Origin of the sequence: Massilia sp. CFBP9012 (assembly GCF_034045115.1) — a bacterium.
Classification (GTDB): domain Bacteria; phylum Pseudomonadota; class Gammaproteobacteria; order Burkholderiales; family Burkholderiaceae_D; genus Telluria.
The window spans coordinates 76,953-102,153 of the sequence record NZ_JAXCWM010000006.1; the positions used below are offsets into that span (position 1 = coordinate 76,953).

Genomic DNA, 25,201 nt, shown 5'->3' on the forward strand with positions numbered 1-25,201 from the left:
GATGCCCTTCCTCCAAATGCTGCACGATCAGGGCGTCAGGACGGCCGATCTATGGCTGAAGGAGCAGGGCGCCCATCTTGGCGTCAAGTCGACGCTTGACCCGATGCCGGTGTTTTTCTCGGAGCGGATGTAAGCAACCTCACTCAGAGCCAAGGTCAAAACGTCGTCCCCGCGGAGGCGGGGACCCAAGTTTGCCGGCATTTCGACAACGCTGGCAGCACTTGGGTCCCCGCCTGCGCGGGGACGACGGCTTTTCGGCCTGAGGAAGTATCAAAGGATCAGGTATTCGCCGGCTGCGACTTCCAGGTATTCTTCTTGGGCTTGAGCGCGAACGCCGCCAGCAAGGCGCCGGCCACGCCGACCACCATCGCGGCGGTGCTGCCCGAGAAACCGACGATGTGTTCCTTGGCCAGCTTGCCGGCCTTCGGCCCCACCAGCTGCATGCGGCGGCGGGTCATGTCGGCGCCCAGTTCGGACAGGCGCTGCTTGCCCAGGATCGACTCGGCATCCGGCAGCAGCTTGGTTTCTTCCTCCGCCACGTGGTGCATCACGTCGCGCATCAGTTCCATCACCAGGTCGTCGTGGCGTGGATCGGCGCCGGAGGTAGCGCGCAGCTCGGCGATCAGGCGTCGCATTTCATCGTGCTCGGGCTCGGCCTCGTGGATGAAGGGCTCGCTGCCGTCGCGCTGGCGCATGACCGGGTAAAAAATCTCTTCCTCGAGCGTAGCGTGGATTTCCAGGCCGTCGCAGATGGTGTCGGCCAGCGCCTTCTTGACGGTCGGGCTCTTGTCTTTCGAGTACTGGTGGAAGGTGACCATTACGTGCGAGTGATCGAAGCGGATCATGTCGGTAATGGTTGGGCTCAGTCGCTTGAGATTCATGGTAATACCCCCGTTCTTGATTGTTTGAACAATATGGTAGGCCTCGGCTGCATGCGATGACTGTAGGCGCGCGCGCCGGTGGGGTGTCAGTGATGGACGCACATAGCCGCATACGTCGTTGATCCACGGATGAAAAGCGACTCGCTTGGAGGATTGTTTATCTGGAATAACAGATTGTCACATTTGTCCTACACGGACACGGGGGTGCTCCTGACTGAAATCGCATGACCGACCTGAGAACATGCATGCATTGGGTTGCCGATCCCGGCGGCACCCTGTCCCGGCAGTGTCACGCAGGACGCGTTGCTGCCGGTTTTCATTCGCACTTCAATTGGAGATACCTGTCATGTTTGCACACAATAAGCGCTTGCAATATACAGTCCGGGTTAGCGGACCGAACCCCGGCCTGGCCAACCTGATGCTGGAACAGTTCGGCGGTCCGCAGGGCGAACTGGCTGCCGCCATGCGCTACTTCACCCAGGCGGTGGCCGAAGACGATCCAGGCCGCAAGGACATGCTGTTCGATATCGCGACCGAGGAGCTGAGCCACCTCGAGGTCATCGGACACATCGTTGCCATGCTCAACAAGGGCGCCAAGGGCCGCCTGGCCGAGGCCGCCGAGGAAGAAGCCGAGATGTACAAGTCGATCACCGGCGCCGGTAACGACAGCCACATCACGCAAGTGCTGTACGGCGCCGGCGCGCCGCTGACCAATTCCGCTGGCGTGCCGTGGACGGCCGCTTATATCGATTCGATCACCGAGCCCACCGCCGACCTGCGGTCGAATATCGCGGCCGAAGCCCGTGCCAAGATCGTCTACGAGCGCCTGATCGCGCTGACCGACGATCCGGGTGTGAAGGACGCGCTGGGCTTCCTGATGACGCGCGAAGTCGCCCATCTGAAATCCTTCGAGAAGGCGCTGTACGCGATGGAGCCGAATTTCCCACCCGGGAAGATGCCGGTGGTGCCGGCCTTCGCCAGCGTCTACTACAATATGTCACAGGGCGATGGCGAGATGCGCGGGTCCTGGAACCAGGGTCCCGACTGGGACTTCATCAGCGATCGCGAAAAGCAGATGGCAGTCGACGGCGGCTCGGGCGAGGCCGAAGTGGCCCTGCCGAACGAAGACATCGACATCCTCCAGCAGATGGCTGCGCGCACTATTTCGAATCCGGCGGCAACCCCTCGTACGGGGGCCGAGTTGGGCATGATGCAATCGGCAAGCGGTGGTACTATTGCCAACGCGGGTGATGGATCCAAAGGCCAGGCCACGGTCGCTTCGATGGGTGGACCGCTGGACGATACCGGCATCGGTAATCCGATGGGTAGCGGCAAGTCGCTGAAGTAATCCCAGGCGCCGGGTCCGCGCGATATGCGGCCCCGGCGTAGTCTTTACAGGAAGATGCATGGACATCCAGACCGAGAAAACTGAACACCCTCGTGGCCTTCCGCGCTGGCTGACCCCACGCCGCGCCATCGGTTTCGGCATCTGCGCCATCGGCTTCCTTGTCCTGCTCGGCAGCATGATTGAGCAGATCATGAATGCCAATCCCAAGATGCTGGCGGCCCTGGCGGGCGGCAGCACCGCGGCGGCCGCGACCGCACTGGGCACCTTGCCGGTCCTGTTCGCACAGAATTTCACCAAGCGCACCTACGATTGCTTCCTTGGTTTCGGCGCCGGCGTCATGCTCGGCGCCACCGCCTTTTCCCTCGTGATCCCGGCGCTGTCGGCGGCCAAGACGGCCGGCGCGGGCAACTGGGAATCGAGCCTCATGGTCGGCGCCGGCATCATGTTCGGCGCCGGCGCCATCCTGCTGCTCGGCCGCGCGGTGCGCACCGAGGGCATCCTGACCAACGATCCCGACAAGGTATCGCTGCGGCGCGCCTGGCTGTTCGTGTGGGCCGTGGCCCTGCACAACCTGCCCGAAGGCCTGGCCATCGGCGTGGCCTTCGCCGGCATCGACGTCGAAAAGGCCACCTCGCTCGCCACCGGTGTGTCGATCCAGGATGTGCCCGAAGGCCTGGTGGTGGCGCTGGCGCTGCACGCCGTCGGCTACAGCCGCCTGACCGCGGTTGGCATGGGCGTGGCCTCGGGTCTGGTCGAGCCGATCGCCGCCGTGTTCGGCGTGGCCCTCATCGGCATCTCGGCCGGCCTGCTGCCGTACGCCCTGGCCGCCGCCGCCGGCGCCATGCTTCTGGTGATCGTCAACGACGTGATCCCCGAGTCGCGCCAGTCGGGCAACGGCACCCAGGCCAGCGTGGCGCTGATCTTCGGCTTCATCCTGATGACGGTGCTCGACACGGCGCTGTCCTGACATCCGGACACGGTTGACCAGCATGGTGGATGGTCGTAGCATGAAGATCATCCCATTTCTGCAAGTACGGCATGACCATCCCCTCCAAACGGGAACAAACCCATCAGCGCATCGTCGACGTCGCGGCGCGCGCGCTGCGCCGTAACGGTTTCGCGGGCGTTGGCGTGGCCGACGTCATGAAGGGCGCCGGCCTGACCCACGGCGGCTTCTATGCCCACTTCGACTCGCGCGAAGCCCTGCTGGTCGAGGCGCTAGAGCATGCCGATGCCGCGTCCACCGCCAATCTCGACCGCCGCGCGGCCGCCTTGCGCGAGGACGGCGCCAGTCCGCTGGCGGCGCTGGTCACGGCCTACCTGTCCGAAAAACACCTGGTGGCCCATGAATCGGGCCTGGGCTGCGTCGTCGGGGCGCTCGGCTCGGAGATGGCGCGCCAGGAAGCGCCGCTGCGCGAGGTCGCGCGCAGCCGCATCGAACGGCTGGTAGGGCAGGTCCAGGCGGCGCTGGAAGCCGAAGGACGCTCCGGCGACGCCGCCGCCGGCAAGGCCCTGGCGCTGGCCGGCGCCATGGTCGGCGCCCTGCAGATCGCGCGCACCTTCGGTCCCGACCCGCAAGGCAGTGCGATTTTGGCCGCCAGCCGCCAAGCCTTGCTGGCCCAATACACGCGCCAGCCTTCCTGAATCCGAGCCTGTTAGTACGAGCCTGTAAGTGGGCTCATAAGCGGGGTCACATAAGCGGGGTCACACATAAGCGGGGTTGAGATGATCCGGATTTCATGGACTTCCGAATAGGGGACAATGTGCCCCGGGAGGATTTACATGAAATCCGGATCATCTCAACCTGACCCCGATTTTTTCCTGACCTCGATTTTTTCCTGAACCAGAGCCTGTCAGTACGCAGTGGTTTTTTCTGTATTAAAATATGATGATCGTCATATTTATGACGCCCACAACCAGAAAGGGATAGCCATGAAACTCGACAACGCCACCGTCCTCGTCACCGGCGCCAACCGCGGCCTGGGCCTCGAGTTCGCCCGTCATGCGCTCGCGCGTGGCGCCAGGAAGGTCTATGCGGGGGCGCGCGATCCCGCCAGCGTCACGCTGGCCGGTGTCACCCCGGTGCAGCTCGATGTCACGGATGCGCGCAGCGTGGCCGCGGCGGCGCGCGAGCTGGGCGACGTCGACCTGGTGATCAATAACGCCGGGATTGCCCATTTCCAGCAGGTGCTGGCGGATGGGGTCGAGGACTCGCTGCGGGCGATGCTGGAAACCAATGTGTTCGGCATCCTGGGCATGAGCCGCGCCTTCGCGCCGGTGCTCGGCCGCAACGGTGGCGGCGCCGTCCTCAACGTGCTGTCGGTGGCGAGCTGGATCAGTTCGCCCGCGCTGGCAGCCTACGGGGTGTCGAAATCGGCGGCCTGGGGGCTGACCAATGCGCTGCGCAACGAACTGCGGGAGCAGGGCACGCAGGTGCTGGCCTTGCATGTCGGCTTCATCGACACCGACCTGACGCGCGACATCGCGCTACCCAAGCTGGCGCCGTTGACGGTGGTCGAGCGCGGCTACGCGGCGCTGGAAGAGGGCGCGGACGAAGTCATGATCGACGAACTCACGCAGGCGGTGAAGGCCGGACTGTCGAGCGTGCCAGGCATTTACACCGAGGTCAGGCGCAATAATGCGTGAGAAATAGCCGCCCGGCGGCGGCTATACTCGGGCCTTATGCCCGCAACCCGACTATTGAGCCATCATCCGGACACCCGCCTGACGGGCCTTGTCGTCACGCTGCTTTTCCATGCGGCGCTGGTGGCCACCTGGCAGCAGGCGCGCAAGCTGCGGCTGCCCGTGCAGGGCGAGGCGGACTTCGTCCACTGGGTGAGGGTCCAGCCGCGCACGCCAGAGGCGACGGTGGTCGAGATGGCTCCTGAGCGGCCGCGCGCGCATGCCGCGCCCGGGCCGATCGCGTCTTCCGCTCCACCTGCGCCGGTGCCGGAGGCCGTTGCAACCGCCGCACCGGCCGCGGTCTTGACCGCCCCGGCGACGGCGGCGGAGCCGGCCGCCGGCACTGCACGCCAGATGATCGAGCAGGCGATCCGCGACGCCGGCGCCATCGACCGCGCCGTGCGCAAGGACAGCAAGCCGACCATCGTCGCCCCGCGCGACAGCCCGCAGATCCGCATGGCGAACAAGTTCAGGGAAGCGGCCGCGCTGGCGCCGAACAAGTGGTACGAGGCGCCCAAGATCGTCGAACTCGTGAACGACGGCGGCGATGGGGCGCGCCGCTTTCGGGTCCTGACGGCGCTCGGCATCTACTGCATCACCGAGCGCTCGCCCGCCACCAGCATCGACATGATCGAAAAACACGGCAAGCAGCGGATCACGAACTGTGGCCACGAACACGAGCAGCCGGTCAATCCGCAGGAGTGGCGCACCGCGCGCGACTAGCCCAAAAAAAGAGACGGCCCCGCAGGGCCGTCGTCGTTTCACGCTAAGCGACAACCATCAGTCGCGAATCTCCAGCTTCCGGTTCAGGCTCAGCGCCGCCAGCGAGGCCACGGCGCCCGACAGCAGGTAGAGGCTGACATAACCCAGGCCGAAGTGGGCCGACAGGCCGAGGGCGACCAGCGGTGCGAAGGCCGCGCCGACCAGCCAGGCCAGGTCGGACGTCAGCGCCGCGCCGGTGTAGCGGAAGTGCTTCAGGAAGTTCGAGGTCGTGGCGCCCGCTGCCTGGCCGTAGGAGAAACCGAGCAGGGTGAAGCCGATCAGGATGAAGGCATTCTGGCCGCCGGTGCCGCTATCGAGCAGGAACGGGATCGAGGCCGAATACAGGGCGATCAGCGCCGCGGCGGTGCCCAGCGTGGTGCGGCGACCCAGCTTGTCGGCGACGACGCCCGAGATCAGCATGGCGATCGCCGCGAGGCCGGCGCCCCACATCTGGACATGCAGGAACTCATCCATCGGACGGGTATCGTACAGCTGGATCCACGACAGCGGGAACACGGTCACCAGGTGGAACAGCGCGTAGCTGGCCAGGGCAGCCATGGCGCCGATGGCGATATTGCTGCCTTGCTTGCTCACCAGTTCGCCGACCGGGGCCGGATCGAGGTGGTGCGAGTCGAGCAGGCGCGAATACTCGGGCGTGCTGGCCAGGCGCAGGCGGGCGAAGGTGCCGACCACGTTGATGGCGAAGGCGACGAAGAACGGGAAGCGCCAGCCCCAGGTCAGGAAATCTTCTTCGGCCGTATAGGTGATCAGGAAGGCGAAAATGCCGGCCGCGATCACGAAGCCAAGCGGTGCGCTCAATTGTCCGAGCATGGCGTACCATCCGCGCTTGTTCTCGGGTGCGCTAAGAGCCAGCAGCGAAGGCAGTCCATCCCACGAACCACCCTGGGCGAAACCCTGGGCGATGCGCAGGGCTGCCAGGAGGACGATCGCGGTGGCGCCGATTTCACTATAGCTCGGGAGCATGGCGATGACGACGGTGCTGGTACCCATCATGAGCAGGGAAATGCCGAGCTTCATGTCGCGGCTCCAGCGTTTCTGGATCGCCATGAACACGACCGTGCCGATCGGTCGTGCTATGAAGGCGAGGGCGAAGATCGCGAAGGAATACAGGGTGGCGTCGAGCCGGTCCGCCCATGGGAAGAAAATGGCGGGGAAGACGAGTGCCGACGCGATTGCGTACGTGAAGAACTCGAAGTATTCGGCCGACCGGCCGATGACCACGCCGACGGCGATGTCACCGGGATCGACGTGCGCATCCCTGGCGTTGATGTTGCGAGCCCCGCTGTGCGGGTGTGTGATTGGAGCGGCCCCTGCGCCGCCGTACGTCGTCGTGCTTTGCATATTGTGTTCTCCAGAGAAGTCGACGGTCGCCACTGTTGTTAAAATTGCACTCCGGCAAAGGTGGGACAATGTGTCCAATGTTCTTTGGCGACCGTTGGCATTACAGTAGCATGTTCTCCTTCCATGTAACGTTAGATACCTAGCATGATTCCTAAAATTGTCCGCCGCGGACTCCCATTACTTCCGCTTGCAGCGCTGGCCGGCTGCAACACGGTCGTCATGAATCCCACCGGTGATATTGCGAAGCAGCAGGCCGATCTGATCACCATATCGGTTGTGCTGATGTTGTTGATTATCGTCCCTGTGATGATCTTGACTGTCCTGTTCGCCTGGCGCTATCGCAAGAACGCCAACGCGAAGTACGAACCCGATTGGGACCACTCGACCAAGCTCGAGCTCATCATCTGGGGCGCACCGCTCCTGATCATCATCGTCCTTGGCCTGATCACCTGGGTCAGCACCCACAAGCTCGATCCTTACCGTCCGCTCGAACGCCTGGACGAACACCGTCCGATCCCGGCGTCGACCAAGCCACTCGAAGTGCAGGTCGTGGCGCTGGACTGGAAATGGCTGTTCATCTATCCAGAGCAGGGCATCGCCTCGGTCAACCAGCTGGTGACCCCGATCGATACCCCGATCCGCTTCAAGATGACCGCATCGACCGTGATGAACACCTTCTATATTCCAACGCTGGCCGGCATGATCTACACGATGCCTGGCATGCAGACCGAATTGAACGCGGTGCTGAACAAGACCGGTGACTACCACGGCCTGTCGGCCAACTTCAGCGGCGACGGTTTCTCGCACATGAAGTTCGCCTACAAGGGCGTGACCAACGAAGAGTTCAACACCTGGGTGCAGGAAATGAAGGCCAATCCGGCAGTCCTGGATCGCGCCGACTACCTGGTGCTGGAAAAGCCGACCGCCAAGGAGGCCGTGCGCCACTACGGCCAGGTCGAGCCTGCGCTGTTCAACCGTGTCGTCAACCGCTGCGTGGCGGAAGGCACCATGTGCATGAACCAGCAGATGCACGAAGACGACAAGCGCAACCAGATGGCCGCCGCTATCCGCCAGCAATCGCAGGGTGGCAAGTCGCAGCTGGCGGAAGCACTGGAAATGTGCGTCGCTCCTATTAATACCTTGATGAAGTAATCATGCAAGAATCATTCGACTTGACGAAGTTCATCTTCGGTCGGCTGGGCTGGGACGCGATCCCACTCCATGAGCCGATTCTGCTCGCTACCTTCGCAGGCGTGATCGTCGGCGGCCTGGCCCTCGTGGCCATCCTGTCGTACTTCCGCCTGTGGGGCACCCTGTGGAAGGACTGGATCACCAGTATCGACCACAAGAAAATCGGGATCATGTACATGATCCTGGGCCTGATCATGCTGCTGCGCGGCTTCGCCGACGCCCTGATGATGCGCGCCCAGCAGGCGATCGCCTTCGGCGACAACGCCGGCTTCCTGCCGCCGCACCACTACGACCAGATCTTCACCGCCCACGGCGTGATCATGATCTTCTTCGTGGCGATGCCGTTCGTGACGGGGCTGATGAACTACGTGGTGCCGCTGCAGATCGGTGCGCGCGACGTGGCCTTCCCGTTCCTGAACAACTTCTCGTTCTGGATGACCACCATGGGCGCCGTGCTGATCATGGCGTCGCTGTTCGTGGGTGAGTTCGCACGCACCGGCTGGCTGGCGTATCCGCCGCTGTCGGGCATCCTGGCAAGTCCGGGTGTCGGCGTCGACTACTACATCTGGGCGCTGCAGATCGCGGGTGTCGGTACGACCCTGTCGGGCGTCAACCTGATCGTCACCATCATCAAGATGCGTGCGCCGGGCATGGACCTGATGAAGATGCCAGTCTTCGTCTGGACCTCGCTGTGCACCAACATCCTGATCGTGGTCACCTTCCCGATCCTGACCGCCGTGCTGGCCATGCTGGGCATGGACCGCCTGCTCGACACCGCGTTCTTCACGAGCGACCGTGGCGGCAACCCGATGATGTACGTCAACCTGATCTGGATCTGGGGCCACCCCGAGGTCTACATCCTGATCCTGCCGGCCTTCGGTATCTTCTCCGAAGTCGTCTCGACCTTCTGCGGCAAGCGCCTGTTCGGCTACACCTCGATGGTGTACGCGACCTGCGTGATCATGGTTCTCTCGTACCTGGTGTGGCTGCACCACTTCTTCACCATGGGTTCGGGCGCCAGCGTCAATGCGTTCTTCGGCATCACGACGATGATCATCTCGATCCCGACCGGCGCCAAGATCTTCAACTGGCTGTTCACCATGTACCGCGGCCGTATCCGCTTCGAACTGCCGATGATGTGGACGATCTCGTTCATGCTGACCTTCGTGATCGGCGGCATGACCGGCGTCATGCTGGCCATCCCGGCGGCCGACTTCGTGCTGCACAACTCGCTGTTCCTGATCGCCCACTTCCACAACGTCATCATCGGCGGTGTCGTGTTCGGTATCTTCGCCGGTATCAACTACTGGTTCCCGAAAGCCTTCGGCTACAAGCTGGACCGTTTCTGGGGCCTGGTCTCGTTCTGGCTGTGGTCGATCGGTTTCTGGGTCGCGTTCACCCCACCGTACATCCTGGGCTTCATGGGCTACACCCGTCGCGTGAGTCACTTCGACGATCCTTCGGTGCAGTGGCTGTTCCAGATCTCGTTCGTGGGCACCCTGATGATTGCCGGTGGTATCGGCGCGCTGCTGATGCAGTTCTATGTCAGCTTCCGTGACCGCAACACCGCTCGCCTGCGCGACTTCACCGGCGACCCGTGGGAAGGCCGTACCCTGGAGTGGGCGACCTCGTCGCCACCGCCGGACTACAACTTCGCCTTCACCCCGGTGGTGTACGACAACGATACCTTCGCCGACATGAAGAAGAACGGCTACCGTCGTCCGCTGAAGGACTTCGTGGCGATCCACATGCCGAAGAACACCGGCGCCGGCATTATCATTTCCGCGATCTCGTGCGTGGTCGGCTTCGGCATCATCTGGCATATGTGGGCGCTGACCGTGGCGTCGTTCATCGCCATGATGGTCGCGATCATCATCCATACCTTCAACTACAAGCGCGACTACTACATTCCGGCCGAAGAAGTGGCCCGTACTGAAGCAGAGCGCACCCGTATGCTGGAAAGCCATGTCTGAACTTAAAGCAACTGTAACCGGCGGCAGCGTCGCCGACGACGTGAGCGGGCGCTACATCTCCCGCGACCACCACCCGGAGCAGGGCACGCTGCTGGGCTTCTGGCTCTACCTGATGAGCGACTGCCTCATCTTCGCGTCCCTGTTCGCGACCTACGCGGTGCAAGGCCGCTCGTACGCCGGCGGTCCGACCGGCGCCGAGCTGTTCGAGCTGCCGCTGATCGCGCTCAACACCGCGTTCCTGCTGGTGTCGTCGCTGACCTTCGGCTTCGCCATGATCGCCGCGCAAGCGAAGAACCTGGCCAAGACCCGCATGTGGCTGGTCGCGACCGGCATCCTGGGCCTGGCCTTCCTGTGCGTGGAAATCTATGAGTTCCAGCACCTGATCCATATGGGCGCGGGTCCGCAGCGTTCGGGCTTCCTGACCGCGTTCTTCGCGCTGGTCGGCACCCACGGCCTGCACGTGACGTTCGGCATCATCTGGCTGGTGACCCTGTTCTTCCAGCTGGGTAAGCACGGCCTGACCCCGGAGAACTTCCGTCGCCTGTCGTGCCTGTCGCTGTTCTGGCACTTCCTGGACCTGATCTGGATCTTCGTCTTCACCTTTGTCTACCTGATGGGAGTCCTGCCATGAGCGACCACCACGACCACGGCCATCATGGCCACGACGTCTACGTGACGCACTACAGCCAGAAGGATTACCTGATCGGCTTCGTGCTGGCAGCGGTCCTGACGATCATCCCGTTCTGGCTGGTGATGGGCAACGTGCTGGCGCCAGAGACCACCAAGTGGGTCATCCTGCTGTTCGCCGGCGTGCAGCTGATCGTGCAGATGGTGTACTTCCTGCACCTTAGCTCGAAGTCGGAAGGCGGCTGGAACATGATGGCCGCCATCCTGACCATCGTCATCCTGGTCATCGTGCTGGCCGGCTCGATCTGGGTCATGCATCATATGAACACCAATATGATGCCGGGCATGGGTCCGAACAGCACCCACGACATGACCTGATGGCAGTAGTGCACGAACAGCCGGTGGTTCCGGAAGGAATGTCTCATGCGCCTCAGCGCTCCGCCTTCGTGCGGCGCGCCCTGGCAGTGGCGGCCCTGCTGCTGTTCGTGCTGTTTGCCGGTCTGGGAACCTGGCAGGTGTTTCGCCTGCAATGGAAACTGGACCTGATCGAACGCGTCGACGCACGCGTTCATGCGGATCCCATTGCGCCGCCCTCGGCGACGCAATGGCCGCAAGTCTCGAAAGAGTCCGACGAATACCGGCGCGTGCGCCTGTCGGGCCACTATCTCTACCAATTGACCACACCGGTGCAAGCGCTGTCCGATCTCGGCGCCGGTTTCTGGCTGCTCACGCCGTTATGCACGCAAGAGGGCCACATCATCCTCGTCAACCGCGGGTTCATCCCGTCGAGCGGCAATATCGCGCAGCAGTACCCGGCCGACAAGGCCGCCGGCGACCCGTGCTCAGCCGCTCCTGGCGCGCCGGTCGCGCTCACCGGCCTGCTGCGCATCGCCGAGCCGAAGAGCGGTTTCCTGCGCGATAACGACCCGGTCAACAACCGCTGGTATGCGCGCGAAGTCGGCGCCATCGCCGCCGCGCGCGGCCTCGACCCCGCAAACGTCGCGCCATTCTTCGTCGACGCCGGCAAGGGCCAGGATCCGAAGGACGCGCCGGAAACCGCGGTCGGCGGCCTGACCGTCATCTCTTTCCCGAATAATCACCTCGTCTACGCGCTCACTTGGTATGCTCTGGCCCTCATGGTGGCTGCCGCCACGTGGTGGATCGTACGCTACGAGGCCAGGCGCAGCAGCAGCGGCGACGCCGACGATTAAGAGGCCTGGCGCGCCATGCGCGCTGGCCGCAGGACAGACAACACGGATTCCGATGCAATCTCCACTGGATTTCTTTGCCAGGGCGGCGCGCTCGTCGCCGTCGGCCGCCGCCGCCAACGTCGAGTTCGCGGCCGGCCACAAGAATATGCTGCAGCTGATCGAGCTGCGCTGGATCGCCGTCATCGGCCAGATCACCACGATCGCCTCGGCCATCATGATCTTCCGGATCGAGCTGCCGCTGGTGCACATGCTGCAGGTGCTGGCCTGCCTGATCGCCTTCAACGTCGCCAGCCACCTGCGCTGGCACGAACGGCGCCCGGTCTCCAATGGCGAGATGTTCCTGGCGATCCTGGTCGACGTTTCCAGCCTCACCGTGCTGCTCTACCTGTCGGGCGGCACCACCAATCCCTTCGCCTTTCTCTATCTGCTGCAGGTGATCGTATCGGCCGTGCTGCTCGACGTGCTGTGGACCTGGAGCATCGTGCTGGTCACGATCGCCTGCATGGCCGGCCTGGCCATCTACGCCCAGCCCCTCGCGCTGCCGTTCGACCATGCGCGCGGCATCGGCAGCCTGTATGTCCAGGGCCTGCTGGTCTGCTTCGCGCTCAATGCGGCGCTGCTGGTGATGTTCATTTCGCGCATTTCGGACAACGTCCGCGACAAGGCGACCCAGCTGGCCGCGCTGCGCCAGCGTGCGGCCGAAGAAGAGCACATCGTGCGCATGGGCCTGCTTGCCAGCGGCGCCGCCCACGAGCTGGGCACGCCGCTGTCGACCGTCTCGGTAATCCTGGGCGACTGGAAGCGCATGCCCGAGTTTCGCAACAATCCCGAGATGCTGGGCGAACTGACCGAGATGCAGACCCAGCTCAAGCGCTGCAAGGCCATCGTCAGCGGCATCCTGCTGTCGGCGGGCGAAGCGCGCGGCGAGTCGGCCGAGCGCACCACCGTCAGCCGCTTCCTCAACGAACTGGCCGAAGGCTGGGAAGCCAGCCGTCCGGTGCGCACCTTCATCTACAATAACCGGATCGCCGACGACCTGCCGGTCGCCAGCGATTCGGCGCTGCGCCAGACGATCGACAACCTGCTCGACAACGCGCTGGAAGCATCGCCCGACTGGGTCTATATGGACGCCCACATCGACGAGCGCACCCTGGTGGTGACGGTCTTCGACCGCGGCCCCGGCTTCGCGCCCAGCATGCTGGCCCATTTCGGCAAGCCCTATCACTCGACCAAGGGCAAGCCCGGCGGCGGGCTGGGGCTGTTCCTGGCGGTGAACGTCGTGCGCAAGCTCGGCGGCACCGTCACGGCGCGCAACCGGCGCCAGGACGAGGACGGCGGGGCCGAAGTGTCCGTGCGCCTGCCGCTGGCCGCCATCGAACTGGAAGAGGAAATAGACGATGCAGAATCCTGAGCCGCTGCTGCTCATTATCGAAGACGACGAAGCCTTCGCCCGCACCCTCTCCCGCTCGTTCGAGCGGCGCGGCTACCGCGTGCTTAGTGCCACCGGCCACGACGAGGCCTCAGGGCTGCTGGCCCAGCACAACCCCGGCTACGCCGTGGTCGACCTGAAACTCAAGGGTAATACCTCGGGCCTGGCCTGCGTGCAGCTGCTGCACGAGCACGACCCGGACATGCTCATCGTGGTGCTGACGGGCTTTGCCAGCATCGCCACCGCGGTCGAGGCGATCAAGCTGGGCGCCGTGCAATACCTGGCCAAGCCGTCGGACGCCGACGATATCGAAGCCGCCTTCGGGCACATCGCCGGCGCCACCGACGTCGAGGTTACCAACCGCTCTACCTCGATCAAGACCCTGGAGTGGGAGCGCATCCACGCCGTGCTGGCCGAGACCGACTTCAATATTTCGGAGGCGGCGCGGCGGCTGGGCATGCACCGACGCACCCTGGCGCGCAAGCTCGAAAAGCAGCGGGTCAAGTAGATGCGGTGCGCACCAACGCTGCAGGGCGTCCTGCTGTTGCTTGCCCTGGCCGGCTGCGGCCGCGCCGACACGGCAGCGGTGGCGCCGACTTCCGACACGGCGTCGCCGGCCCGCATCGAGGCCGGGCGCAAGCTGTTCGCGCGTTGCGCCGGTTGCCACGAGGTGGGGCCGAAGGCCGGCCATATCTTCGGGCCGCATCTTAACGACGTGCTGGGACGTGAAGCGGGCAGCGTGGCCGGCTACACATATTCTCCGGCGCTGAAGGCGTCGACGCTGGTGTGGAACGAAGCGAACCTGACGGCCTTCATCCGCGATTCGGAAAAAGTCATCCCGGGGAACAAGATGCGCTTCATGAGTTTCCTGAGCGACCGTCAGGCGGGGGACATCGTGGCCTACCTGGCCACGCAGGGCGGGACGGAGACTGGGCAAGGCCAGCCGCGTCCCTGATACAGCTATCCAGCGCCTATTTGACGTCGCTTATTTGACGCTCTTGCGACGACGGGCAGCCAGCAGGCCCAGGCCGGCGGCCAGCAGCGCGGCGCTGGCCGGCTCGGGCACTTCGACTGGATCCGGCAGGGCATCGAGGTCGCTGATGGTCAGGACGTAGTTGCCCAAGCCAGCGTATTCGGTGAGCGAGAAGGTGCCGAGGGTGAACTCATGGCGCGATTCCTTGCCGGTGTACAGCTGCGGGCCATTCATGGTCAGCACATAGCGGTCGGTGTAGAAGTCGTACAGCTGCAGGCCGCCGCTGATCGCCGAGTTGAAGAACGTGATGTCCAGGGCGTCGTAACCCGCGAACGTGCCCGCCACCTCGTTGAAAGTCAGGCCCCCGTTATTGTCCGAGCTGTCCGGATCGCGCTCGGTATCCAGCTTCCAGCTTGCGGTGTAGTCTCCGCTGAGCTTGAATTCGTACAGGGCTGCGTTGGCAACGCCGGCCGACAGCAGGGCGGTGGCCAGGGCCGCTTTCATCAGGTTTTTTACCAATTTCACGTATTGCTCCATCTCTCTGGTTGATTTCGTGGACATCACAATGATGTCGCCGATACAACACCAAGCAGAAAGCATGCCTGATTAATATATCGATATTAATCAATGACTTCTACATAAGACTTCAAGTAAATACGCCGAAGAATGTAAAATTTCCCGACAGCAGCCATGCTAGGTGCCGAGCTTGCTGAGCGCGAAGGCTGCCAAAAATCCGGTGGCCACGATCAGTCCCGCGAAGTCGTGGGTTTCGTCGAAGGCCTCCGGGATCATGGTATCGACCACCATCGCCAGCACGCCGCCCGCGGCCACCGCCGTGGTCGCCGCCAGCATTTCGGGCGGAAAGCGGTGGAATACCGTATAGCCGAGCAGGGCAGCGAGCCCGGACGCCGCGGCGATGCCGCTCCAGACGCCGTAGATATGGGCCGGCGAGCGGCCGGCGTGGCGCATGCCGGCGGCGCTGGACAGGCCTTCGGGCAGGTTGGACAGGAAGACCGCCGCCACCACCGCCACGCTGACCCCTTCGCCACCCAGCAGCGACAGACCGATCACGATCGATTCCGGGATGCCGTCGAGGAGGGCGCCGACGGCCAGCGCGGCGCCGCTGCCTTCGCTCGCCCCTTTTGCCTGGCGCGGCGCGGCCCGCTTGCGGTGGCGCGCGCCTTTGTGCGCCAGCCACCAGTTCGCGGCCGTATAGAACAGGGCGCCCAGCAGGAAACCGGTGGCGGTGGACGCGAAGCCGCCGGTCGCGATCGCCTCGTCCATCAATTCGAACGACAGCGCCGAGATCAGGACGCCGCTGCCGAAGGCCATGACAGCCGCCACCAGCCGTTGCGGCACCTTGAAACGCACCCCGATGAAGGCGCCCAGGAGCAGGGCTGCCCCCGCAACCAGTCCCCAGCACCCCGCCTGCAGCCACCCCGGCAATGTCTCCAATGCGCCTCCATCTGTTTCATCCATGCTAATATTTTCCAGCACATAGTGCGCGCACGAATGGCCCCAAATAGACGAACAGCGCGGCCGACCACGTCGATTCCCATCTTGACGGACGGGAAGGGTAGCTTATCGCCTGTCTGTACATTCGCACAAATAGGGTTGCCACGATTATACTTTTCGGGCAGTATAGCTGGGTGGCAACCGGTAGCATCCGGAGGCCCGATCAGCGATGAGGCGGCTCAACCCGTTTCTTTTCGCCCCCCGCATCCGTCGGGGGGCATTTTTCGACACGCGGCGTAGCGTTCCCCCATCTGCCGCGTCTGGCGCTCCCCGTGCCGAATCGGACCATCGTGCCTGCGCGGCTCCCTGCCGCCGGTTGGCGCGCCCCACCGGAGGATTTGATGAGCGAGCTGCTTTCACTCACGCATGCGCTGGCCTGGCCGCTGGCGCTGACGCTGGCCTGGATGACCGGCGAACTGCTGTACCGCTGGGCCAACGTGCCGCGCATCTCGATCTATGGACTCTGCGGCTTCGTGTTCGGCAACCTGTCGAGCGGCTATCTGCCGCCGGCCCAGGCCGACAACTTCATGATGCTGGCCAACCTCGGATTCGGACTGATGCTGTTCGAGCTCGGCTACCGCATCAACCTGCGCTGGCTGCGCACCAATCCCTGGTTGCTGCTCACCTCGCTGCTGGAAGCCGGCCTGACCTGGGCCGCGGTGTACTACGTCTCGCGCATCTGCGGCCTGGCCGTGCTGCCGGCCTGCCTGCTGGCGGCCCTGGCCATGGCCAGTTCGCCGGCCGGCCTGCTGCGCATCGTCAACGAGCAGGGCGGCGGCGGCCAGGTGACCGAGCGCGCCATGCACCTGACGGCGCTGAACTGCGTGCTGGCCGTGTTCGTCTTCAACGTGACCGTGGGCTTTGGCGTGTTCCAGACCTCGGGCGACGTGGTCCACGCCAGCTGGACCGGCCTGGTGGTGCTGGCGGCGTCCAGCGGCCTGGGCGCGGCGCTGGGCTGGCTGCTGCCACTGTGGCAGCGCGTGGCCAGCCATGTGCGCAGCAATTCGACCCTGACGTTCGCGGTCTTCGTGTTCCTGCTGGTGGCGATCACCCATGTATTGAAGCTGTCGCCGGTGCTGGCGGCGCTGACCTTCGGCCTGGTGGCGCGCCACCGCCGCGTCACCCTGAGCCCGGCCCAGCGCAATTTCGGCGCCCTGGGCGACCTGCTCACCGTGCTGCTGTTCTTCTTCGTGGCCACCACCATCGCCTGGCAGCCGACCGCCGAAGGCCTGATGCTGGGCTTGCTGCTGCTGCTGGTGCGGGCCCTGGTCAAGGTAGCGGTGTGCACCGCCACCGCCCGGGTGTCGGGCATCTCGGCGCGCAAGGGCGCCCTGACCGGGGTGGCGATCATGCCGCTGACGGTGTTCGCCATCATCCTGATCGAGCAGACCCGGCGCTCGGGCGTCGACCTGTTCGACACCCTCACACCCCTGGCGCCGTTGGCCGCGATGGCGATGATCCTGGAGGTGCTGGCGCCGATCCTGACCCAGATCGCGCTGACCGGCGCGCGCGAGTCGGGTTTTGCCAAATACAAGAATGTCGTGAAGGAGGACAAGGATGCCGCTGCCTGAATTTGCGCGCTCGGAACCGCTGACCATGGGCGTCGAGCTGGAGTTGCAGCTGGTCGGCCTGTCGGATTTCGACCTGGCGCCGGCCTCGCCGGACATGCTCGACCTGCTGGCGCGCGCGCCGTTCCCCGGCGCCGTCACGCCCGAGATCACCGAGAGCATGATCGAGATTAACAGCAGCATCCACACCGGCTACACGCCGCTGGTGGACGAGCTGCGCCTGATCCGCGACACCCTGCTGCGGGCGGGCGACCGCCTCAACGTGGGCGTGTGCGGCGGCGGCACCCATCCGTTCCAGCAGTGGACCGAGCGCCGCATCTATGAAAAGCCGCGTTTTCGCGAGGTGTCGGCGCTGTACGGCTACCTGGCCAAGCAGTTCACCGTGTTCGGCCAGCACGTGCACATCGGCTGTGGCAGCGGCGACAATGCCCTGTTCCTGTTGCACGCACTGAACCGCTACATCCCGCACTTCATCGCACTGTCTGCCTCATCGCCCTTCCTGCAGGGCAGCGACACCCAGTTCCACTCCTCGCGCCTGAACTCGGTGTTCGCCTTCCCGCTGTCGGGGAGGGCGCCGTTCCTGCTGAAATGGGAAGACTTCGAGCGCGATTATTTCAAGCGCATGGAAGACACCGGCATCGTGCGCAGCATGAAGGACTTCTATTGGGATTTGCGCCCCAAGCCCGAATACGGCACCATCGAGCTGCGCGTCTGCGACACCCCGCTCACGGTCGAGCACGCCGCGGCGCTGGCGGCCTACCTGCAAGCGCTGTGCAGCTACCTGCTGGCCGGCAACGAGGCGCCGCCGCGCGAAGACGACTACCTGGTCTACAACTACAACCGCTTCCAGGCCTGCCGCTTCGGGCTCGACGGCAATATCGTGCTGCCGCAGGAACACCAGCAGGTGTCCCTGCGCGACGATATCCTGGCCACCCTGGCGCGCATCGCGCCGCACGCCGAGCAGCTCGGCTCGAGCGCCGCGCTGACCCATCTGTCGCGGGTAACCAGGGCGGTCGGGGACGCCGAACAGCTGCGCATCGTGCATGAGCACGAGGGCAGCGTGGAGGCGATGGTCAATCTAGCCTTAGGGAAATTCCGCGGCGAGGTGTAGGCCCTAGGACTGGCTCAACGGAATCTTGCCCGCCGCCTCGTCCGCATCCAGGCGGGCGATCAGCGTTGCCAGGTCCTGTTCCAGGCGCAGCAGGGTCGCCTCGTCCAGCGTCGCCAGTGCGCCCGGCAACACGCCGGCCGCCGGGCCGGGGACGCGGCGCAGCACTTCCTGGCCCGCCGGCAAGACGCGCAGCGCGACGTTGCGCCGGTCGCTGCCTTCGCGCGCCGCCACCACATAGCCGCGCTCGACCAGGCCGCGCACCAGGTTGCTGGCGGTCGACTGGTGGATGTCCATCGCGCGCCCCAGGCTGGTGGCGCCAATGCCGGGCTGGTTCTCGATCACCGACAATGCCCAGACCTGGGCCCCGCCCAGGCCCGAATCACGCTCGAGCTGGCGAAAATGCGTCTTGACGGCATTGAAGACGATACGGAACTGGCGCAGCACGCGCTGGGGCGGGGCATCGGCAGGCACAGGTGTGGGCAGGGATGCTGGATTGGGTTCGGACGGCATGGGCGAGATGATAATGCAACAGCCCGCAAAGCGGGGCCGGGCGCCGCTCTTTTTCTTCGTAGTCCGCGCCCCCTGAAAGGGCCGTTCTGCGCTAGCATCGATTCATGCGCAACGCATCCTCCAGCCCTGGTGTTCCGGAGCGCGGCCTGTCCAGGGCCGCGATGGTCACCTGTCTGCTCGGCCTGGTGCTCACCTCGTTGCTATGCGGCGCGGTGCGCAAGATGGAATACGACCGCGCCCAGGCCGAATTCGAGCAGCGCGCCGTGGTGCGGGTCGCGGCCGTCACCCGCGCCTTCGCCGAGGCCACCGATGCCGCGCGCGCCGTCAACCTGTTCTTCCGCGCATCGAACGAGATCACGCGAGCAGAGTTCGACGCCTTCGCCCTGCCGCTGGTGGCGCGCCACGGCTACCTGCAGGCGCTGGTGTTCCAGCGCTTCGTGGGCGACGCCGAGCGCGCCGCCTTCGAGGCCCATCGGCGTGCATTCTGGCCAGGCTTCGAGATCCGCGAACGCGTCAAGACCGGCGCGCCCACCCTGGTCCGTGCCGGCGTGCGCTGGCGCTACCTGGTCAACGACTATGTGGCGCCGATCGTCGGCAATGAAGTCATCTTCGGCTACGACGCCTGGTCCAACGCGCCGCAGCGGGTGTATACCCAACGGGCGATCGACAGCGGCGAACCGGCCGCCAGCCCCATCATCAACCTGCTGCAGGGAGGCGGCGCCCGCCACGGGGTCATGATCCTCCTGCCGGTCTACCGGCCCGGCACCCGGCCTCTGGCGCCACCGGAGCGGCGCGCCGCGGTGGTGGGCACCACCGAGGTGATCATCGACGTTGCCCAGCTGGTGGGCGGCACCCTGGAAGCGGTGCGCCTGCTCGACGACGACAATTTTGCCCTGTCGCTGCGCGGCCCCGACGCCCTCGGCAACCTGGTCACTGCCTACCAGCACGGCAGCCTGGCCACGCCCGAGGGCTGGTGGGAGCGATTGCTGGACGGCATGAGCCTGCGCCATGTCGAAGAGTTCGAGATCGCCGGCAGCGCCTGGCAGGTGGCGGTCGAGGAACAGCCGCCGGCACTGGGCGCCCACATGGCCGAGCTGGTGGCGATGGCGCTGGGCCTGATCCTGAGTTTCGCCGCCGCCGGCCTGGTGCAGCAGCGGGTGGCGCGCACGCGCCGCATCGAGGCACTGGTCGAGCAGCGCACCGCGGCGCTCGAACGCGCCACCGGCTCGCTGCGGCTGTACGAACGCGCGATGGAGGCCAGCGCCAATCCGATCCTGCTGGTCGACGCAGAGCAGCCGGGCTACCCGATCGAATACGCCAACCCGGCATGTGAGCGCACCTTCGGCTATGCGCCGCGCGAACTGGCCGGCCAGCCGCTCAAGCTGCTCGCCGGCCTGGATGCCGACCAGCCGGCGATGGAAGAGTTGCGCCGCGCCCTGCACGGGCAGCGCGAGGAGCACGCCCTGCTCACGGTCCACACCCGCGACGGGGTGGAACTGATCAGCGACGTCTACGTGGCGCCGGTGCGCCGCGCCGATGGCCAGGCCGGGCATTTCGTGGTCACCGTCTACGACGTCACCACCGCCAAGCGCTATGAGGCCGAGCTCGCACGCCATGCCCACTACGACACGCTCACCGGGCTGGCCAACCGGGCCTTGCTGTCCGACCGCATCGAGCGCGCCACCGCCAATGCCGGCGGCATGCCGGTGTGGACCGTGCTGCTCGACTTCGACCACTTCAAGCTGATCAACGACACCCTCGGCCGCCGCGCCGGCGACGAGGCGCTGCGCATGCTCGCCGCCCGCATCAAGGGTGCGCTGCGGCCGGTGGACACCGCGGCCCGGGTCGGCGGCGACGACTTCGTGCTGGTGCTGGTCGGCGTGGCCGACGAGCGCCAGGCCGCGGTCCGCATCCAGCAGGTGCGCGAGGCGGTGGGCGAGCCGATCCACCTGGCCGGCCAGCGCCTGGTGCTCAGCTGCAGCGCCGGCGTGGCCGCGTTCCCGGTCGACGGGATGGACGCCGACACCCTGGTCAAGCACGCCGAGATCGCGATGTACCGCGCCAAGGCCATCGGCCGCAACGGCGTGCAGTTCTACGCCCCGCACATGAATGCCCAGGCCTTCGACCGCCTGGCCCTGGAGAGCGCGCTGCGCCATGCACTGCAGGACGACCAGTTCGAGCTGCATTTCCAGCCGCAGGTCGACCTGGCCACCGGCTGCGTGGTCGGCAACGAGGCGCTGATCCGCTGGCGCCATCCGCTGCTGGGCACGGTGCGGCCCGACCGCTTCATCGCCCTGGCCGAAGAGACCGGCCTGATCGTGCCGATCGGCGCCTGGGTGCTGCGCACCGCCTGCCGCCAGAACCGGCGCTGGCAGCGCGCCGGGCTGGGCCCGCTGCGCATCGCGGTCAACCTGTCGGCGCGCCAGTTCGCCGAGCCCGACCTGGTCGACACCGTGGCCCAGGTGCTGGTCGAGACCGGCCTGCCGCCGGGCTCGCTCGAGATCGAGCTCACCGAGAGCATGATGATGGCCGACGCCGACGCCGCCATCCGCACCATGGAGTGCCTCAAGCGCATGGGCGTCAAGCTGTCCATCGACGACTTCGGCACTGGATACTCGAGCCTGCAATACCTCAAGCGCCTGCCCGTCGATGTGCTCAAGATCGACCGCTCCTTCGTCCAGGACATCGTGGGCAACCCGGACGGCGCGGCCCTGGTCGACGCCATCATCTCGCTGGCCCACTGCCTGCGCATGCAGGTGATCGCCGAAGGGGTCGAGACGATCGAGCAGCTCGACTACCTGCGCGGCTGCGGCTGCGACGAGGTGCAGGGTCACGTCTACAGCCGTCCGCAGCCGGCCACGCGGGTCGAGGCGCTGCTGCGCGCGGGCAGGGTGGAGCCGGTGGCCAGCGCCGCCTAGGCGGCCCGGGTCGTCGGGCGTCCCGTGCCGTCGCGGCGGTCGGGGTCAGCTATACTTGCCCCACATTGTTACTTCGATCAGGGCAGGAATAGCGAGTGGACCAACAACAGAACAACGAGAACACGGACACCGCGAACAGCGCGCCAACCGTGCAGCAACGCATCAAGCAAGTGTCCCGGCGCCTCGCCCGGCGCCTGCTCGCCGGCGCCTCGACCCGGGCCGGCGCGCTCAAGAGCGGCGCCCGCGCGCGCCTGCACGGCCGGCCGCTGCCGGTCAAGCTGGCCCTGATCGCGCTATGGAGCATGGCCGCGGGCCTGATGGCGATCCTGGCCTGGCTGCTGATCCTGATCCCGTTCACCCCCGGCATCGACGACCTGGAGCAAGTGAGCCGCTCGCGCCCGACCGTGATCCTGGACGCCGGCGGCCGCCCGCTCGGCACCTTCGAGAAAGGCCTGCAGGAGCGCGTCAAGCTGTCGCAGGTGTCGCCGCACGTGGTCGAGGCGCTGATCTCGACCGAGGACCACCGCTTCTACCAGCACCACGGCGTCGACTTCAAGCGCGTGGCCGGCGCCCTCTGGGCCAGCGTCAAGGGCGACCCGCAGGGCGGCTCGACCATCACCCAGCAGCTGGCGCGCAATATGTTCCCGCAAGAGATCGGCCGCGCGCGCAGCATGAGCCGCAAGATGAAGGAACTGATCACCGCGATCAAGATCGAGAACACCTATAGCAAGACGCAGATCCTGGAAGCCTACCTGAACACGGTGCCTTTCCTGTACAACGCCTACGGCATCGAGATGGCGGCGCGCACCTATTTCGGCAAGCCGGCGCTCAAGCTGGACGTGCTGGAATCGGCGACCCTGGTCGGCATGCTCAAGGGCACCCACTATTACAACCCGGTCGCCAATCCCGAGCGCTCGCTGGCGCGCCGCAACGTGGTGCTGGGCCAGATGCGCAAGCATGGCGCCTTCGACGACAAACGGTATGCGCAACTGGTCAAGCGACCGCTGCGCCTGCGCTTCGCGCGCCTGCCCGATCGCAGCGGCAAGGACGACCATTTCACCCACCACGTGCGCAAGTGGCTGCTCGACTGGGCCGACGAGAACGACTACAACCTGCAGCTCGACGGGCTGGTGGTGCGCACCACGCTCGACCCGGAACTGCAGGCGGCGGCCGAGCGCGCGGTGCGGCGCCAGGCCGACATCCTGCAAGCGATCGCCGACGTCGAATGGGCCAACCCCAACGTGCCCCGTTCAACCGCCACCGCCACCTATACGTCGATACGCCCGAACATCGATCCCTTCTCTTACTACTGGATCACCAATGCGCGCGCGCTGGACGCCTTCGTGCGCGAGAGCGGCGCCTACCGCAACGCGGTCGAGGAGGGCGAAGAGCCGGCGGCCGCGCTCAAGCGCCTGAAGGCCGACCGCAGCTTCATGAATGAACTGAAAAGCGCCAAGTCGCGCCTGGAGGCGGGCTTCGTGGCAGTGGACCCGGCCAGCGGCGCGGTCAAGGCCTGGGTCGGCAGCCGCGACTTCGAGCGCGACCAGTACGACCACGTGGCCCAGGCCGCGCGCCAGCCGGGATCGACCTTCAAGCCCTTCGTCTATGGCGCGGCGCTCGAGCGCGGCATCCCGCCAACCCAAGCCTACCGCGACGTGGTGCTGGAATTCAAGGGCGACCACGGCGAGGTGTGGAAACCGACCGATATGGACGGCAATAGCGGCCGCTCGATGCCGATGCGCGACGGCCTGGTGTTCTCGAAGAACACGATCACCGCCCAGGTGAGCCAGGAAGTCGGCATCGAACCCATCGTGCGCCTGGCCCAGGGCCTGGGCATCCGCCAGAGCCGCCTCCAAGCCGTGCCCTCACTGGCCCTGGGCACCAGCCCGGTCACCTTGCTCGAGATGGTGAGCAGCTATGCCACCATCGCGGCCCTGGGCGAATACCACAAGCCGATTTTTGTCCGCACAATCGAGGACCGCGAAGGCAACGTGGTCGCCGATTTTGGCGTCGGCCAGCCCGAGCGCGCGATGTCGCGCGAATCGGCCGAAGCGCTGATCGACATGCTGCGCGGCGTCGTCACCCGCGGCACCGGCAATGGCGTGCGCAACCGCTTCGGCATCCGCGGCGACCTGGCAGCCAAGACCGGCACCAGCCAGAACAACCAGGACGGCTGGTTCATCATGATGCACCCGAACCTGGTGGCCGGGGCCTGGGTCGGCTTCAACGACAACCGGGTCACCATCCGCAGCAGCTACTGGGGGCAGGGCGGGCACAATGCGGCGCTGGTGGTGGGCGACTTCTTCCGCGGCGCCTTCGACGGCGGCAGCCTGGACGCCAAGGCCACCTTGCCCGGATGGCGCGCGCCGGAGCCGCGCCGCTACGTGGTGGAAGAGGAGCCGGAAGAAATCGTCATGGACGAAGCTCAGGAAATCGTGCCGGAAGGCGGCCCCGAGGAGATGCCGATGGCGCCGCCGCCAGAGGCGGTCGAACCGCCGATCGAACCGCTCGAGGCTGCGCCTGTGCCTAGCGCGCCGCCGACTGGCTTCCCGACGCCGTCGGATCTGTAGCCGACACCGTTGCCGGCGCCGCCGTTGGGGCCTCGATCGGGGCAGGATCGGCCTTGAGCAGCGGATAGGGGTTGATCGCGCCGCCGGTGTCGTAGATCCCGTAGTGGAGATGCGGCGGCGTACCCTTGGCATTGCCCGTGTCGCCGACAAAGCCCAGCACCCGGCCGGCCTCGATGCGCATGCCGGGTTCGACGTCCGAATAGCCGTCCAGATGGGCGTAGTAGTGGCGCTGCCCTCCGGGTCCCAGCACCCAGACCACCAGTCCACCGAGGCGGTTGGTGCCCACCTGGCTCACGATGCCTTCGGTGCTGGACACCACCGGCGTGCCGCGTTTGGCGAAGATATCGATCCCCTCGTGCTTGCGGCCCTCGCTGCGGGCGCCGCCCCAGGTGTCGCGCAGCGCGCGCTGGCGCACGCCCTCGACCGGCACCGGCAGTGCCTGGGGCTTGGGCATGGCGGCCAGGCGCATGGTGTAGAGGGCGCGCTCGATATAGGGTTCGAGCAGGCCATACGCCAGCACCAGGAAGACGGCGACGACAAGGTTGCGCAGGAGAGCGGCCATTGAGCGAC

At 65.6% G+C, this 25,201-nt stretch carries 24 protein-coding genes; 18 read left to right on the plus strand and 6 right to left on the minus strand.

Features of this window, described 5'->3' with window-relative positions; all coding sequences use genetic code 11:
- Window position 1 precedes the first annotated feature (1 nt).
- Window positions 2-133, plus strand: coding sequence for a hypothetical protein (locus SOM61_RS11310; RefSeq protein WP_320474189.1), 132 nt, complete (start codon window positions 2-4; stop codon window positions 131-133).
- Between the two features lie 145 nt (window positions 134-278).
- On the opposite strand, the gene SOM61_RS11315 is transcribed toward SOM61_RS11310, so the two are convergent.
- Window positions 279-881: a hemerythrin domain-containing protein gene (locus SOM61_RS11315; RefSeq protein WP_320474190.1), complete on the minus strand. Its 603-nt coding sequence runs from the start codon at window positions 879-881 to the stop codon at window positions 279-281.
- Between the two features lie 346 nt (window positions 882-1,227).
- Here SOM61_RS11315 and SOM61_RS11320 point away from each other — a divergent pair, with 346 nt between their 5' ends.
- The 5 genes from SOM61_RS11320 (at window position 1,228) to SOM61_RS11340 (ending at window position 5,634) form a co-directional block, all read left to right on the plus strand.
- Window positions 1,228-2,229 carry a manganese catalase family protein gene (locus tag SOM61_RS11320; RefSeq protein ID WP_320474191.1) on the plus strand — a complete coding sequence of 334 codons (1,002 nt, stop codon included), beginning with the start codon at window positions 1,228-1,230 and terminating at the stop codon, window positions 2,227-2,229.
- 58 nt (window positions 2,230-2,287) lie between these two features.
- Window positions 2,288-3,196: a ZIP family metal transporter gene (locus tag SOM61_RS11325; RefSeq protein WP_320474192.1), complete on the plus strand. Its 909-nt coding sequence runs from the start codon at window positions 2,288-2,290 to the stop codon at window positions 3,194-3,196.
- 71 nt (window positions 3,197-3,267) lie between these two features.
- A complete protein-coding gene (locus SOM61_RS11330; RefSeq protein ID WP_320474193.1) occupies window positions 3,268-3,873 on the plus strand; it encodes a TetR/AcrR family transcriptional regulator in 606 nt (201 codons plus the stop codon).
- A gap of 288 nt (window positions 3,874-4,161) precedes the next feature.
- Window positions 4,162-4,875, plus strand: coding sequence for an SDR family oxidoreductase (locus tag SOM61_RS11335; protein ID WP_320474194.1), 714 nt, complete (start codon window positions 4,162-4,164; stop codon window positions 4,873-4,875).
- Window positions 4,876-4,929: 54 nt separating this feature from the next.
- Window positions 4,930-5,634, plus strand: coding sequence for a hypothetical protein (locus tag SOM61_RS11340; protein ID WP_320474195.1), 705 nt, complete (start codon window positions 4,930-4,932; stop codon window positions 5,632-5,634).
- Between the two features lie 57 nt (window positions 5,635-5,691).
- Here the strand turns inward: SOM61_RS11340 and SOM61_RS11345 are convergent, their stop codons facing one another.
- Window positions 5,692-7,035 (minus strand): MFS transporter, encoded by a 1,344-nt coding sequence (locus SOM61_RS11345; RefSeq protein ID WP_123071374.1) that lies wholly within the window; start codon window positions 7,033-7,035, stop codon window positions 5,692-5,694.
- Between the two features lie 144 nt (window positions 7,036-7,179).
- Between SOM61_RS11345 and cyoA the strand changes: the two genes are divergently transcribed.
- From cyoA to SOM61_RS11385, 8 genes are read left to right on the plus strand one after another with little or no spacing between them, the layout of a single operon-like run.
- Window positions 7,180-8,187, plus strand: a complete 1,008-nt coding sequence (cyoA, locus tag SOM61_RS11350; protein WP_123071373.1) for a ubiquinol oxidase subunit II — start codon at window positions 7,180-7,182, stop codon at window positions 8,185-8,187.
- Window positions 8,188-8,189: 2 nt separating this feature from the next.
- A complete protein-coding gene (gene cyoB, locus SOM61_RS11355) occupies window positions 8,190-10,199 on the plus strand; it encodes a cytochrome o ubiquinol oxidase subunit I (RefSeq protein WP_147935443.1) in 2,010 nt (669 codons plus the stop codon).
- The gene (gene cyoC / locus SOM61_RS11360; protein ID WP_320474196.1) at window positions 10,192-10,830 is read left to right on the plus strand and encodes a cytochrome o ubiquinol oxidase subunit III; all 639 of its coding nucleotides are present in this window, start codon (window positions 10,192-10,194) and stop codon (window positions 10,828-10,830) included. Before cyoB ends, cyoC begins: the two co-directional genes overlap by 8 nt.
- Complete coding sequence (cyoD, locus tag SOM61_RS11365; RefSeq protein ID WP_320474197.1) at window positions 10,827-11,204, plus strand: cytochrome o ubiquinol oxidase subunit IV; 378 nt, start codon at window positions 10,827-10,829, stop codon at window positions 11,202-11,204. Before cyoC ends, cyoD begins: the two co-directional genes overlap by 4 nt.
- A gap of 38 nt (window positions 11,205-11,242) precedes the next feature.
- Window positions 11,243-12,037 carry an SURF1 family protein gene (locus SOM61_RS11370; protein WP_320474198.1) on the plus strand — a complete coding sequence of 265 codons (795 nt, stop codon included), beginning with the start codon at window positions 11,243-11,245 and terminating at the stop codon, window positions 12,035-12,037.
- Window positions 12,038-12,089: 52 nt separating this feature from the next.
- Window positions 12,090-13,448 (plus strand): ATP-binding protein, encoded by a 1,359-nt coding sequence (locus SOM61_RS11375; RefSeq protein WP_320474199.1) that lies wholly within the window; start codon window positions 12,090-12,092, stop codon window positions 13,446-13,448.
- Window positions 13,435-13,974, plus strand: a complete 540-nt coding sequence (locus SOM61_RS11380; RefSeq protein ID WP_320474200.1) for a response regulator transcription factor — start codon at window positions 13,435-13,437, stop codon at window positions 13,972-13,974. Before SOM61_RS11375 ends, SOM61_RS11380 begins: the two co-directional genes overlap by 14 nt.
- Complete coding sequence (locus SOM61_RS11385; protein WP_320474201.1) at window positions 13,975-14,421, plus strand: c-type cytochrome; 447 nt, start codon at window positions 13,975-13,977, stop codon at window positions 14,419-14,421.
- A gap of 30 nt (window positions 14,422-14,451) precedes the next feature.
- On the opposite strand, the gene SOM61_RS11390 is transcribed toward SOM61_RS11385, so the two are convergent.
- Both SOM61_RS11390 and SOM61_RS11395 read right to left on the minus strand, forming a co-directional pair.
- Complete coding sequence (locus tag SOM61_RS11390; protein ID WP_320474202.1) at window positions 14,452-14,964, minus strand: PEP-CTERM sorting domain-containing protein; 513 nt, start codon at window positions 14,962-14,964, stop codon at window positions 14,452-14,454.
- 168 nt (window positions 14,965-15,132) lie between these two features.
- A complete protein-coding gene (locus SOM61_RS11395; protein WP_320474203.1) occupies window positions 15,133-15,918 on the minus strand; it encodes a ZIP family metal transporter in 786 nt (261 codons plus the stop codon).
- 377 nt (window positions 15,919-16,295) lie between these two features.
- Here SOM61_RS11395 and SOM61_RS11400 point away from each other — a divergent pair, with 377 nt between their 5' ends.
- Complete coding sequence (locus SOM61_RS11400) at window positions 16,296-17,525, plus strand: cation:proton antiporter (RefSeq protein WP_320474204.1); 1,230 nt, start codon at window positions 16,296-16,298, stop codon at window positions 17,523-17,525.
- The gene (locus tag SOM61_RS11405; protein WP_320474205.1) at window positions 17,512-18,633 is read left to right on the plus strand and encodes a YbdK family carboxylate-amine ligase; all 1,122 of its coding nucleotides are present in this window, start codon (window positions 17,512-17,514) and stop codon (window positions 18,631-18,633) included. Before SOM61_RS11400 ends, SOM61_RS11405 begins: the two co-directional genes overlap by 14 nt.
- Window positions 18,634-18,636: 3 nt before the next feature.
- Here SOM61_RS11405 and SOM61_RS11410 read toward each other — a convergent pair whose 3' ends face one another.
- On the minus strand, window positions 18,637-19,143 hold the full coding sequence (locus tag SOM61_RS11410; protein ID WP_320474206.1) for a MarR family winged helix-turn-helix transcriptional regulator: 507 nt from the start codon (window positions 19,141-19,143) through the stop codon (window positions 18,637-18,639).
- A gap of 104 nt (window positions 19,144-19,247) precedes the next feature.
- Here SOM61_RS11410 and SOM61_RS11415 point away from each other — a divergent pair, with 104 nt between their 5' ends.
- Together SOM61_RS11415 and SOM61_RS11420 are read left to right on the plus strand one after the other, a co-directional pair.
- The gene (locus SOM61_RS11415) at window positions 19,248-22,061 is read left to right on the plus strand and encodes a bifunctional diguanylate cyclase/phosphodiesterase (protein WP_320474207.1); all 2,814 of its coding nucleotides are present in this window, start codon (window positions 19,248-19,250) and stop codon (window positions 22,059-22,061) included.
- A gap of 95 nt (window positions 22,062-22,156) precedes the next feature.
- A complete protein-coding gene (locus tag SOM61_RS11420; protein WP_320474208.1) occupies window positions 22,157-24,631 on the plus strand; it encodes a penicillin-binding protein 1A in 2,475 nt (824 codons plus the stop codon).
- Here SOM61_RS11420 and SOM61_RS11425 read toward each other — a convergent pair.
- Entirely contained in the window at window positions 24,588-25,193 is a 606-nt protein-coding gene (locus tag SOM61_RS11425; RefSeq protein ID WP_320474209.1) for a M23 family metallopeptidase, read from the minus strand. The two genes, SOM61_RS11420 and SOM61_RS11425, sit on opposite strands and share 44 nt — an antisense overlap.
- Window positions 25,194-25,201 lie beyond the last annotated feature (8 nt).

Coding starts and splice junctions, on each gene's coding strand:
- SOM61_RS11310 (WP_320474189.1), top strand. CDS start 2: ATGCCCTTCCTCCAAATGCTGCACGATCAGGGCGTCAGGACGGCCGAT.
- SOM61_RS11315 (WP_320474190.1), bottom strand. CDS start 881: ATGAATCTCAAGCGACTGAGCCCAACCATTACCGACATGATCCGCTTC.
- SOM61_RS11320 (WP_320474191.1), top strand. CDS start 1,228: ATGTTTGCACACAATAAGCGCTTGCAATATACAGTCCGGGTTAGCGGA.
- SOM61_RS11325 (WP_320474192.1), top strand. CDS start 2,288: ATGGACATCCAGACCGAGAAAACTGAACACCCTCGTGGCCTTCCGCGC.
- SOM61_RS11330 (WP_320474193.1), top strand. CDS start 3,268: ATGACCATCCCCTCCAAACGGGAACAAACCCATCAGCGCATCGTCGAC.
- SOM61_RS11335 (WP_320474194.1), top strand. CDS start 4,162: ATGAAACTCGACAACGCCACCGTCCTCGTCACCGGCGCCAACCGCGGC.
- SOM61_RS11345 (WP_123071374.1), bottom strand. CDS start 7,035: ATGCAAAGCACGACGACGTACGGCGGCGCAGGGGCCGCTCCAATCACA.
- cyoA (WP_123071373.1), top strand. CDS start 7,180: ATGATTCCTAAAATTGTCCGCCGCGGACTCCCATTACTTCCGCTTGCA.
- cyoB (WP_147935443.1), top strand. CDS start 8,190: ATGCAAGAATCATTCGACTTGACGAAGTTCATCTTCGGTCGGCTGGGC.
- cyoC (WP_320474196.1), top strand. CDS start 10,192: ATGTCTGAACTTAAAGCAACTGTAACCGGCGGCAGCGTCGCCGACGAC.
- cyoD (WP_320474197.1), top strand. CDS start 10,827: ATGAGCGACCACCACGACCACGGCCATCATGGCCACGACGTCTACGTG.
- SOM61_RS11370 (WP_320474198.1), top strand. CDS start 11,243: ATGTCTCATGCGCCTCAGCGCTCCGCCTTCGTGCGGCGCGCCCTGGCA.
- SOM61_RS11375 (WP_320474199.1), top strand. CDS start 12,090: ATGCAATCTCCACTGGATTTCTTTGCCAGGGCGGCGCGCTCGTCGCCG.
- SOM61_RS11380 (WP_320474200.1), top strand. CDS start 13,435: ATGCAGAATCCTGAGCCGCTGCTGCTCATTATCGAAGACGACGAAGCC.
- SOM61_RS11385 (WP_320474201.1), top strand. CDS start 13,975: ATGCGGTGCGCACCAACGCTGCAGGGCGTCCTGCTGTTGCTTGCCCTG.
- SOM61_RS11395 (WP_320474203.1), bottom strand. CDS start 15,918: ATGGATGAAACAGATGGAGGCGCATTGGAGACATTGCCGGGGTGGCTG.
- SOM61_RS11400 (WP_320474204.1), top strand. CDS start 16,296: ATGAGCGAGCTGCTTTCACTCACGCATGCGCTGGCCTGGCCGCTGGCG.
- SOM61_RS11405 (WP_320474205.1), top strand. CDS start 17,512: ATGCCGCTGCCTGAATTTGCGCGCTCGGAACCGCTGACCATGGGCGTC.
- SOM61_RS11410 (WP_320474206.1), bottom strand. CDS start 19,143: ATGCCGTCCGAACCCAATCCAGCATCCCTGCCCACACCTGTGCCTGCC.
- SOM61_RS11415 (WP_320474207.1), top strand. CDS start 19,248: ATGCGCAACGCATCCTCCAGCCCTGGTGTTCCGGAGCGCGGCCTGTCC.
- SOM61_RS11425 (WP_320474209.1), bottom strand. CDS start 25,193: ATGGCCGCTCTCCTGCGCAACCTTGTCGTCGCCGTCTTCCTGGTGCTG.